The organism is uncultured Marinobacter sp., assembly GCF_947259545.1.
GTDB lineage: Bacteria > Pseudomonadota > Gammaproteobacteria > Pseudomonadales > Oleiphilaceae > Marinobacter.
Genome location: NZ_CAMYMK010000008.1, coordinates 683,041 through 693,457 on the forward strand (window position 1 = coordinate 683,041; position 10,417 = coordinate 693,457).

Consider the following 10,417-nt stretch of genomic DNA (forward strand, 5'->3'; position numbering starts at 1 on the left):
GGGCTAGTCTAGCGTTTTGTTCGTGTTTGCGGGAAGGGTCAGAATGGCAAAACAGGAAAATCCGGACGATCAGGAATACAAAGCCCGCTCGGCTGCGTTGCGCCTCTTGGCCCGGCGAGAGCACAGCAGGCAGGAGCTCAGCCTGAAGCTGCGGCAGCGGAAGATCGAAAACGGGCTCATAGAGCAAGTGCTGGATGACTATGAGGCGGAGGGTTGGCTGGATGACGACCGTTTTGCCGATGTCTATGCCCGTCAACGTATGGACCTGGGCTACGGTCCGTTGCGTATTCTTGCGGAGCTTCAGCAACGGGGTGTCCATCGCACTCCGGCCTGCGTTGATGAAAAGGATGATAGCGACTGGTCGGAGATCGCTATTCGGATGCGGTTGAAGCGGTTTGGAGGTCTCGATATCAGTGAAGACTGGGAGGAGAAAGCACGGCAGGCCAGATTCCTGACTCGCCGAGGGTTCGCCGCCAGTCATGTCGAGGCGGCGCTTGATTATGTCGCTCCGGAAGGGGAGTCGTACTGATGGCCCGGCTGTTAAAGCGTGGGCGGAATCATTCCCAGTTCCCGCGGTAGCATTGCCCGCATGTCACCCTCGGATTTCGAATCTGTGGGGCTGCTGCTGTTTTCCGCGCCCTCCAGCTCAACAAACCATGGTTCTTCCGGGGTGGGGCGCTCTTCTGCGGGCTCAGTCATCCAGGCCAGGACATCGTAGTATCGACGGATATTCTGGACGTAGATGACCGGCTCGTGCCCACGAGCGTATCCATATCGGGTCTTGGTGTACCATTCTTTCTGGGCCAGCAGTGGCAGGAACTCTTTGACGTCCATCCAGCGGTCCGGATTCCTGCCGGCCTGCTCTGTCAGCCTTCTGGCATCCTCCAGGTGACCAAACCCCACGTTATAGGATGCCAGCGCGAACCATGTCCGGTCTGGCTCCGGAATGCGTTCGGGGATCTTGCGATGGACCAGGGTGAAGTACTTGGCGCCGCCGTGAATGCTTTCCTCTGGATCCCGTCGGTTGGTGACGCCCAGCTGCCCGGCGGTGCTCCGGGTCAGCATCATCAGCCCTCGTACCCCGGTGGGCGATACCGCGTTCGGGCGCCAGTGGGATTCCTGATAGCCAATAGCCGCCAGTAACCGCCAATCGATACCGAAGTCCGCGGCGTAACTGCGGAACAGCTCTTCATAGTTGGGCAGGCGATTCTTGACGTGATGGACAAAGGTGCGGGCACCTACGTAGTTGAGGCGGTCGAGGTGACCATAAAACCGTTCGGCGAGCTGGTCCAGTGTGCCATTGTCCCGAAGTTGCTCAAGGAATTCCCGCGCGGCCGAGGTCAGGGAATCGTCCTGCTCTGCGGGGAATAGCCAGGCCAACTCCTCGGGTTCACCCAGCGAAAATGATTCTTTCACTTGCGGGAAGTAAACGTGGTTGAGGTCCAGTTCGTTTGAAGACACAACCGCTGTGGAGAATTCACCGGATTGAACCCGTGCCAGGATGCCGGCTGCGTCCAGCGCGGTGTGAACCTGCCACTGTAAGTCGGGATATTGGTCCCGGAGCTTCTTTAAACGGTGCTCGTGATTGCTATCGGCGACCAGATGCAGTGTGACACCGGCAAGATCCTCCACGGATTCTGGGCGTTCAGTGTCACGATTGTAGATAACCACTGATTCCGCCTGAATGCCTGTGGGAAGCGCATGGTATTTGTCGGCCAGTTCGGGGCGATTCGACAGGCCGGCGAGCCCGATGTGGGCGAAGTTACGATCGAGTACGGAGAGAATTTCTGTATTGTTTTCGACCACGCGGACCCTGAGCTCGACGCCAAGTTTTTCGGCGAACCGCTTGGCGAGCTCATAGTCATAGCCGGTGACGCCGTCCCGTCCCTCGAAATAGATAGAAGGCGCAGTGCGGGTGATGATATGAAGCACACCTTCCGAGCGGATCTCCTGAAGCGTGGTCGGCCTGGAGCATCCGCTTGAAATGATCACGAGTAGAGAAGGCAACAACCAGCGTAAAGCGTGGCTGGCAAAATACAGTCTAAGCTTTGACAAATCCCTGGTCTCCCCTGGAACTGCTGCAGGACCCTGATTGTACGACGAACCCGCGCTTACCCGATCATTGATCGGGACGGATTGATCCGGGTACATACCTGATCGTGGCGTCCATTGCCACAGTGCCATGATCCCCGGTCCGGTCGTGCCGGTCAATAAATGTGGTTAATTTATATGCAAAACAATGTGAATTGTACATGGCCGTAATTACACGTGTGGCGCTGTATCCCTGCCACGCTTTCAAGTATCATGGCGGCCTTTCAGATGGCCGGGTGCCTACTGCCAGTTCTGGCAGGCACCCTGACTTCCCAGTTTCGCGCGATACAGGTTTCGATCATGCTTGAACTTCGCGGCGCTCCAGCGCTTTCGCCTTTCCGCTCCAGCAAATTGCACGCTCGCCTTCAGGACATTGTGCCAGAGGTTGAGCACGTCTATGCCGAGTTCATGCACTTCACCGATCTGGAGTTCGACCTTTCCGAGTCCGAGCAGGCGATTCTGGACCGATTGCTGACATACGGCCCCAGTGTCCCGGTGGAAGAGCCGGAAGGGGTCCTGTTTCTCGTGGTCCCACGTCCCGGCACTCTGTCACCCTGGTCGAGCAAGGCAACCGATATTGCGCGCAACTGTGGCCTGCGTCAGATTCGGCGCATTGAGCGGGGTATTGCCTATTATATCCGCGCCAATCGAAAACTGAATCTGGAGCAGCGAGAGAAAATTGCCGCCCTCTTGCATGACCGGATGACCCAGAAGGTCTTCCATGAGATGGGTGGTGCAGAGCTGTTGTTCAGTCACGAGGAGCCTCGTCTGCTTAATCGGGTCCCGGTGCTGGCCGGTGGTCGCGATGCCCTGGTGGAAGCGAACCAGTCCCTGGGGCTGGCGCTGGCGGACGACGAGATTGATTACCTGGTGAAATCGTTCACTGAACTGGAGCGGGATCCCACCGACGTCGAGCTGATGATGTTCGCCCAGGCGAACTCTGAGCATTGTCGCCACAAGATTTTCAACGCCTCCTGGGATATCGACGGCGAGGGGCAGGAAAAATCCCTGTTCGCGATGATTCGCAACACCTATGAAATGAACAGTGACGGCGTTCTGTCTGCCTATAAGGACAATGCGTCTGTTATTCGAGGCAGTCGTGGTGGGCGTTTCTTCCCGAATCCTGAAACCGGTGTTTATGGCTACAACGAGGAAGATATCCACATTCTGATGAAGGTGGAAACCCATAACCACCCCACGGCGATTGCTCCTGCCGCCGGCGCTGCGACAGGCTCCGGTGGCGAGATAAGGGACGAAGGTGCAACCGGCCGCGGGTCGAAACCGAAAGCCGGTCTGACGGGCTTCACTGTTTCAAACCTGAATATCCCTGGTGATCCGCAACCCTGGGAGATCGGTTACGGCAAGCCGGACCGCATTGCCTCGCCGCTGGATATCATGATTGAGGGGCCTATTGGCGGCGCCGCGTTCAACAACGAGTTTGGTCGTCCTAACCTGGCGGGCTATTTCCGTACCTTTGAAGAGCAGGTGCCGGGCGCAGCTGGTGAGGAAGTCCGTGGTTACCACAAGCCGATCATGATTGCGGGCGGCCTTGGCAACATTCGTGGCGAGCATGTAGAAAAAGGTCATATCCCGGTCGGAGCCAAGCTGATTGTTCTTGGTGGCCCGTCCATGTTGATTGGCCTCGGTGGAGGGGCCGCATCCTCCATGGATTCTGGTGTCAGCAACGAGAACCTGGATTTTGCCTCGGTTCAGCGTGATAACCCGGAAATGGAGCGCCGTTGCCAGGAGGTGATCGACCGTTGCTGGCAGATGGGGGAGGACAACCCCATTGCCTTCATTCACGATGTCGGTGCCGGTGGCCTGTCCAACGCCATGCCGGAACTGGTCAAGGATGGCGGCCGTGGTGGCAAGTTCGAGTTGCGGGATATTCCCAGTGATGAGCCGGGCATGTCCCCGCTTGAGATCTGGTGTAACGAATCCCAGGAACGCTACGTCATGGCGGTTGCTGCTGAGAACCTGGAGCAGTTTGATGCGTTGTGCCGTCGCGAGCGTTGCCCCTACGCGGTCATCGGCGAGGCCACGGAAGCTCACCATCTGGAATTGGGCGACTCCTATTTCGACGACAAGCCGGTGGACCTTCCCATGGAAGTGTTGTTCGGCAAGCCGCCCCGTATGCATCGCAGTGTTTCCCGATCCTCATTTACCAAGCCGATCTTTGATTCCACCAGGATCGACTTGAACGATGCCATCAAGCGGGTACTGAGGTTGCCGTCCGTGGGCTCAAAGAGCTTCCTGATCACCATCGGCGATCGCACCATCACAGGTCTGGTGGCCCGCGATCAGATGGTAGGCCCCTGGCAGGTCCCGGTCAGTGATGTCGCCGTGACGGCCAGCTCCTTCGATGTCCGTGCTGGTGAAGCCATGGCAATGGGTGAAAGAACTCCTGTGGCGGTGATTGATGCTCCGGCTTCCGGTCGCATGGCCGTGGGTGAGGTGATCACAAACCTTGCAGCTGCATCAATCGCGAATCTGTCAGATATTCGCTTGTCCGCGAACTGGATGGCTGCTGCAGGTCATCCGGGTGAGGACGAGAATCTGTATGAAACCGTTCGTGCTGTAGGCATGGAGTTGTGCCCTGAGCTGGGTATCACCATTCCGGTAGGCAAGGACTCCATGTCCATGAAAACCGTCTGGGATGAAGACAGCGGTGAGCAGAAGAGTGTGACATCGCCGTTGTCTCTGATTATCAGCGGTTTCGCGCCGGTGACAGACGTAGCACGGACCTTGACACCGCAGCTGATAACGGATGCCGGCGACACTGATCTGATCCTCATTGACCTGGCCGCAGGCCAGAACCGTCTTGGCGGATCCGCGCTGGCGCAGGTCTATCGCCAGGTAGGCGCCGTCGCACCTGATCTGGACGACCCTGAAGATATCAAAGCGTTTTTTGCGGTGATCCAGGGGCTCAACAGCGATGATAAACTGCTGGCCTATCACGACCGCTCGGATGGCGGTCTGTTCGTGACGCTCGCTGAAATGAGCTTTGCGGGTCACACCGGTATCGATATCAAGCTGGATGGACTGGCCGAGGAGGCCTCCCAGTTTGCCCGTGAGCTTTTCAACGAAGAGCTCGGAGCGGTTATTCAGGTGCGCCGCGAAGACACCGATTTTGTCCTGCAGCAGTTCTCCGGAGCCGGTCTTGGCGACCATACCTCGGTGATTGGCTCTTTGAGGGAGGACGATCGTGTCCGCTTTACCTTCGAAGGCACGGCCGTGGTCGATGAAGACCGGGCAGACCTGCAGCGGTTGTGGGCGGAAACAAGCTATCGCGTCCAGGCTCTGCGTGATAATGCCGAGTGTGCCCAGGAGGAGTTCGACAACCTGCTGGATCGGGAAGATCCCGGTCTCAGTGTTGATCTCAGTTACGATATCAATGAGGACATCGCCGCTCCGTTTGTGAACACCGGTGCCCGGCCAAAAGTCGCCGTGCTCAGGGAGCAGGGTGTCAATGGTCAGGTTGAAATGGCAGCGGCCTTCGACCGGGCCGGATTCGAGTCGGTTGACGTTCATATGAGTGACCTGCTTTCCGGCCGCATTTCGTTGGAAGGCTTTAACAGCCTTGTCGCGTGCGGGGGCTTCTCCTACGGTGACGTCCTGGGAGCGGGCGAAGGCTGGGCGAAGTCGATTCTGTTCAGTGATCGTGTCCGGGACCAGTTTGCTGCCTTCTTTAACCGTCAGGACACCTTGGCACTGGGGGTCTGTAACGGCTGTCAGATGCTTTCCAACCTCCATGAATTGATCCCGGGCAGTGAGGGGTGGCCACGCTTTGTCCGTAACCAGTCAGAGCAGTTTGAGGCGCGTCTGGTGATGGCCGAAGTCATGTCTTCTCCATCAGCCTTTATGGACGGTATGGCCGGGTCGCGCATGCCCATTGCCGTTGCCCACGGCGAGGGTCGCGTCGAATTTAGTGGTGCTACCTCTGCTGCCGCATTGGAAGACAGCGAGCTGGTGGCCTTGAGGTATGTGGACAATCGCGCTCAGGCGACCGAGCGTTACCCCTATAACCCCAACGGCTCCGAGGCCGGCATTACCGGTGTGACCACGCGTGATGGTCGGGTCACCATCATGATGCCTCACCCTGAGCGGGTGTTCCGCGCGGTTCAGCATTCCTGGCGTCCTGGTGAGTGGCAGGAAGATGGACCCTGGATGCGGATGTTCCGCAATGCACGTCGCTGGTTTGGCTGATCGCTCCGCTTAAACCGGAACCGGCCTGAGGGGTTGCAGAACTGCAAGTCCTCAGGCCGGTTTTTTTGTGCCTGAAAGACCCAAACCTGTGCATAATTCAAGGGAAATTTTTCATGGAAATGGTATTTTTTCTCTTGACTCGTTACTTTTATGCACATTGTTGGTGCCATGCTGTGCGATCCATGAGCAATTATATGATTTTTGGTTCAACTTTTGATCGACTTATATAACCTATTGAAAAATAAAGATTTAATGCTTTAGGTGAATTTGTCGCCAATTTAACGGAAGTGCAGTAATCACGGGGGGTGGAGGCATGTACCCAAAAACTTTCCCCAGAGTTATCCACAGATTCTGTGGGTAAGTGGGTAAATACTTAATCTGTACAAAAAATATCCGGCTCTGGTGAGTTGGATCTGTCGTCCCGAGGAGTGAAAAGCATGTACAAACTTTGTTATTTCGTGCCGGAAACACACCTGGAGCAAACCAAGACGGCGTTGTTTGAAGCCGGGGCTGGGCGCATTGGTGATTACGACTGTTGTGCCTGGCAGTGCCGGGGGCAGGGGCAGTTCCGTCCCTTGGATGGCAGCCAGCCGTTTCTTGGTCAGCAGGGTGAGCTGGAAGTGGTCGATGAGTTCAAGGTCGAACTCGTATGTAGGGATGACCTCATCGGTCAGGCGCTGGAGGCCTTCAAAAAGGCGCACCCTTATGAAGAGCCCGCCTACGAAGTCTACCGAATGGAGGCTCTGTAGCCGGTCTTACTTACGAGCTTTAATCGAGTAGCGAATATCGCTGACATGTACCTGGAAGGATTCCTGTTTCAGATCCTCCAGGTAGAGCTCCAGGGTTTTCCGTACCGTCGGAAATGAAATCTCGTCCCATGGAATGTCATCAAGATCGAACAACTGGGTTTCCAGGGATTCTTCTCCGGCCCCGTAGGTGCCATCGATCAGCGTCGCGCGGTAGAACATGTGGACCTGATTGATGTGGGGTACATCGATAATGGTATAGAGGCCATCGATGTTGACCTCGGCCAGCGCCTCTTCCCGGGTTTCCCGGGCGGCCGCTTCGATGGTGGTTTCTGCGTTCTCCATGAAACCGGCCGGCAGGGTCCAGTAACCATAGCGAGGTTCGATTGCCCTCCGGCAAAGCAGAATGCGACCTTCCCAAACGGGAACCGTGCCCGCTACGATACGGGGATTCTGGTAATGTATGGTTTCGCAGCTCACGCACACATAGCGGTGGCGGTTGTCGCCCTGTGGTATTCGTTGTTCAACAGGATGGCCGCATGTGCTGCAGTATTTCATGGGTTTCACCGTATACTTATAGAAATGTTTGGTAGCAAGTTTAACGATCTGTGCTGCCGCTGTCTCATTCAATAGTCAGTCGTAAATGGAGCAGGGTTTTGCACGATCTCCTCAAAGAACGACTTGCCGGGTATGCGCCTCGTCAGCTGGCGCTGGATTACCCGGAGGCCGGAATTCTTGTGCCGGTCACGGACGATCAGCGTAATCCGGAAATAGTGTTTACGCTGCGATCGGCGAATCTCAATACACATCGCGGGCAGGTGGCTTTCCCCGGGGGGAAGCGGGATGTGACGGATCCGTCCCTGGCGGCGACTGCGCTCAGGGAAACCCATGAGGAGATTGGCTTGCCGCCTGACCAGGTGCGAGTTGTTGCTCCGCTCAGTCAGGTGATGTCCCGTTATGGCATACTCGTCACTCCTTACGTTGGTGTTATTCCCGACGATCATCCCTTAACTGCCAATCCCCACGAAATCGAGAGTATCTTCCGGGTCCCGCTGGAGTTTTTCCTCGAGGACAAGCGGGAACGCACGGATGCCCTCGACTTTCTGAATCATACTTTTTATGTTCCATGCTATCGATGGGAGCGTTACGAGATCTGGGGGCTGTCGGCCGTCGTCCTGGTCGATTTTCTCAACGCCGTGTACGACGTTGGCATAGACCTTCTTGAGCCGCCCGCTCCCAAATCTTCCCGCACAGGAGGCTGATATGTTTTATTCGTTAGGCGACCGCAGGCCCGAACTGCAGGGCGATGGTCAGTATGTTGCCGACAACGCAACGGTTATTGGCAGTGTCCGGTTGATGGACAAAGCCAGTGTCTGGTTTAACGTGGTTATCCGGGGGGATAACGACCTGATTACCATTGGCCCCGAGTCCAATGTGCAGGACGGCTCCGTGCTCCATACCGATCCGGGGATCCCCCTGACGCTGGGAAGAGGCGTCACAGTTGGCCACAAGGCGATGCTTCACGGTTGTGACATTGGTGATTATTCGCTGATTGGTATCAATGCCGTGATTCTCAATGGCGCAAAGATTGGCAAGCACTGCCTGATCGGTGCCAACACCCTGATACCCGAGGGTATGGAAGTTCCTGATGGCTCCATGGTTGTAGGGTCGCCTGGCAAGATAAAGCGCGAACTGAATGACAACCAGAAAAAGATGCTGGAGCTCAGTGCCGTGCATTATGTCCAGAATGCCGAGCGCTATCTTGGCCAACTGACACCGTATGAGCCTGAATAATGAAGGTGGCTGATAAAGTTCGTTCCCCTTGTGTCAGCGTCTGCGCCCTGGATGCCAACGATGTCTGCATCGGCTGCCACCGGACCAGTGATGAGATCATGCGCTGGACTCGGATGACAAATGATGAGCGCCGTGACGTTCTTAAAGAAGTTGCCAAGCGTGAAGAGAAAGTTGCGCTGTAAATCTTGAAGCTACAGGAACCCTGAATGATGTCTGAATGCCTACACGTTGGTACACCGCTTAAATCAAATGCCTTTAAAGTCCTGTTCTGTGGCTCAGGGGAGTTAGGCAAGGAAGTCGTCATCGAGCTCCAGCGACTTGGTGTCGAGGTGATTGCGCTTGATCGGTACGCCAACGCGCCGGCGATGCAGGTTGCCCATCGTAGTCATGTTGTGGATATGCTGGATGGCCAGGCGCTTCGGGCGATTATTGAGCAGGAGCGGCCGAATCTGATTGTTCCGGAGATTGAGGCGATTGCAACACCGGAGTTGGTCAAGCTTGAGGAAGAGGGGTATCGGGTAATTCCGACGGCCCGAGCCGTCAATCTCACTATGAATAGAGAAGGGATCCGACGGCTTGCAGCGGAAGAGCTGGGGCTGCCTACTTCTCCGTACCGGTTTGCGGAGACCCGGGAGGATTATCTGGCTGCGGTGCGGGAAGTCGGTTTGCCTTTGGTGGTGAAGCCGGTGATGAGCTCCTCCGGTAAGGGGCAAAGTACCGTCAAGACGGAAAGCGATATAGAGGCGGCCTGGGAGTATGCGCAAACTGGCGGCAGAGCAGGGAAGGGGCGAGTGATTGTTGAAGGCTTTGTCGACTTTGACTATGAAATCACATTGCTGACCGTCAAGCACCGGGACGGCATCTCCTTCTGCGACCCGATCGGTCACCGCCAGGAGGACGGCGATTACCGGGAGTCCTGGCAACCGCAAGCGATGAGTGAGAAAGCGTTGGCCCGCTCAAGGGAGATAGCGGAAGCTGTCGCGGGGAATCTTGGCGGTTATGGCGTTTACGGGGTTGAGTTCTTCATAAAGGGAGATGAGGTTTGGTTTTCCGAAGTTTCACCTCGCCCCCATGACACCGGCCTGGTGACACTGGTTTCCCAGGATCTGTCCGAGTTTGCACTTCACGCCCGTGCAATCCTGGGGTTGCCGGTACCGGCGATTCGTCAGCAGGGCCCTTCCGCTTCAGCTGTCATACTCCCGGAAGGTGATTCTTCTGAAGTGTCCTATTCCGGTCTTGAGAATGCACTGGGTCAGCCCGATACTCAGATAAGGTTGTTTGGTAAGCCGGAACTGAAAGGGCGTCGCCGGATGGGGGTGGCACTTGCGAAAGCAGAATCCATTGAAGAAGCCAGGGCAAACGCGACCCGTTCTGCAGCAGCTGTAAAGGTGGATGTTTGAGGGCGTTTTGACGGTTGTTGAAAAAAGTTTTGAACAACCCGTTGACACCTCGCCTGAGCTCTGTAGAATGCGCATCTCTTTCGAGGGGTAAGCCACTCAGGCGGCTCCGGATTCGAAAGGCAACTGTTTGAAAGTACTGAAGAAAATGATTTTTGAATTTCTTCAGAAAGCGGTTGACAA

Annotated in this window: 9 protein-coding genes; 7 read left to right on the forward strand and 2 right to left on the reverse strand. The window is 56.1% G+C overall.

All coding sequences use genetic code 11. The annotated features are described in order from the left end of the window. Nucleotides 1–43: 43 nt before the first annotated feature. Nucleotides 44–529: a regulatory protein RecX gene (locus Q0Y21_RS14780; RefSeq protein WP_297797107.1), complete on the forward strand. Its 486-nt coding sequence runs from the start codon at nt 44–46 to the stop codon at nt 527–529. Between the two features lie 11 nt (nt 530–540). Here Q0Y21_RS14780 and mltF read toward each other — a convergent pair whose 3' ends face one another. Beyond that, nucleotides 541–2,055: a membrane-bound lytic murein transglycosylase MltF gene (gene mltF / locus Q0Y21_RS14785; protein ID WP_297797110.1), complete on the reverse strand. Its 1,515-nt coding sequence runs from the start codon at nt 2,053–2,055 to the stop codon at nt 541–543. Between the two features lie 336 nt (nt 2,056–2,391). Between mltF and purL the strand changes: the two genes are divergently transcribed. After that, complete coding sequence (purL, locus tag Q0Y21_RS14790; RefSeq protein WP_297797113.1) at nt 2,392–6,297, forward strand: phosphoribosylformylglycinamidine synthase; 3,906 nt, start codon at nt 2,392–2,394, stop codon at nt 6,295–6,297. Nucleotides 6,298–6,734: 437 nt separating this feature from the next. Further along, a complete protein-coding gene (locus tag Q0Y21_RS14795; protein WP_297797116.1) occupies nt 6,735–7,046 on the forward strand; it encodes a YqfO family protein in 312 nt (103 codons plus the stop codon). Between the two features lie 6 nt (nt 7,047–7,052). On the opposite strand, the gene Q0Y21_RS14800 is transcribed toward Q0Y21_RS14795, so the two are convergent. Next, nucleotides 7,053–7,601: an NUDIX hydrolase gene (locus Q0Y21_RS14800; protein ID WP_297797119.1), complete on the reverse strand. Its 549-nt coding sequence runs from the start codon at nt 7,599–7,601 to the stop codon at nt 7,053–7,055. A gap of 98 nt (nt 7,602–7,699) precedes the next feature. Between Q0Y21_RS14800 and Q0Y21_RS14805 the strand changes: the two genes are divergently transcribed. Genes Q0Y21_RS14805 through purT form a run of 4 tightly spaced genes read left to right on the forward strand, consistent with a single transcriptional unit; the run spans nt 7,700 to nt 10,237 of the window. Then, complete coding sequence (locus Q0Y21_RS14805) at nt 7,700–8,305, forward strand: CoA pyrophosphatase (RefSeq protein WP_297797122.1); 606 nt, start codon at nt 7,700–7,702, stop codon at nt 8,303–8,305. Between the two features lies 1 nt (nt 8,306). Continuing rightward, the gene (locus Q0Y21_RS14810) at nt 8,307–8,837 is read left to right on the forward strand and encodes a gamma carbonic anhydrase family protein (protein ID WP_297797125.1); all 531 of its coding nucleotides are present in this window, start codon (nt 8,307–8,309) and stop codon (nt 8,835–8,837) included. Beyond that, on the forward strand, nt 8,837–9,019 hold the full coding sequence (locus tag Q0Y21_RS14815; protein ID WP_297797128.1) for a DUF1289 domain-containing protein: 183 nt from the start codon (nt 8,837–8,839) through the stop codon (nt 9,017–9,019). The genes Q0Y21_RS14810 and Q0Y21_RS14815 overlap by 1 nt, the downstream gene beginning before the upstream one ends. Nucleotides 9,020–9,046: 27 nt before the next feature. Continuing rightward, the gene (gene purT / locus Q0Y21_RS14820; RefSeq protein ID WP_297797170.1) at nt 9,047–10,237 is read left to right on the forward strand and encodes a formate-dependent phosphoribosylglycinamide formyltransferase; all 1,191 of its coding nucleotides are present in this window, start codon (nt 9,047–9,049) and stop codon (nt 10,235–10,237) included. Nucleotides 10,238–10,417 lie beyond the last annotated feature (180 nt).

Excerpts from the sequence above, each read along its gene's own strand:
- purT (WP_297797170.1), top strand. The coding sequence starts at position 9,047 with ATGTCTGAATGCCTACACGTTGGTACACCGCTTAAATCAAATGCCTTT.
- Q0Y21_RS14795 (WP_297797116.1), top strand. The coding sequence starts at position 6,735 with ATGTACAAACTTTGTTATTTCGTGCCGGAAACACACCTGGAGCAAACC.
- Q0Y21_RS14780 (WP_297797107.1), top strand. The coding sequence starts at position 44 with ATGGCAAAACAGGAAAATCCGGACGATCAGGAATACAAAGCCCGCTCG.
- Q0Y21_RS14815 (WP_297797128.1), top strand. The coding sequence starts at position 8,837 with ATGAAGGTGGCTGATAAAGTTCGTTCCCCTTGTGTCAGCGTCTGCGCC.
- Q0Y21_RS14810 (WP_297797125.1), top strand. The coding sequence starts at position 8,307 with ATGTTTTATTCGTTAGGCGACCGCAGGCCCGAACTGCAGGGCGATGGT.
- Q0Y21_RS14800 (WP_297797119.1), bottom strand. The coding sequence starts at position 7,601 with ATGAAATACTGCAGCACATGCGGCCATCCTGTTGAACAACGAATACCA.
- purL (WP_297797113.1), top strand. The coding sequence starts at position 2,392 with ATGCTTGAACTTCGCGGCGCTCCAGCGCTTTCGCCTTTCCGCTCCAGC.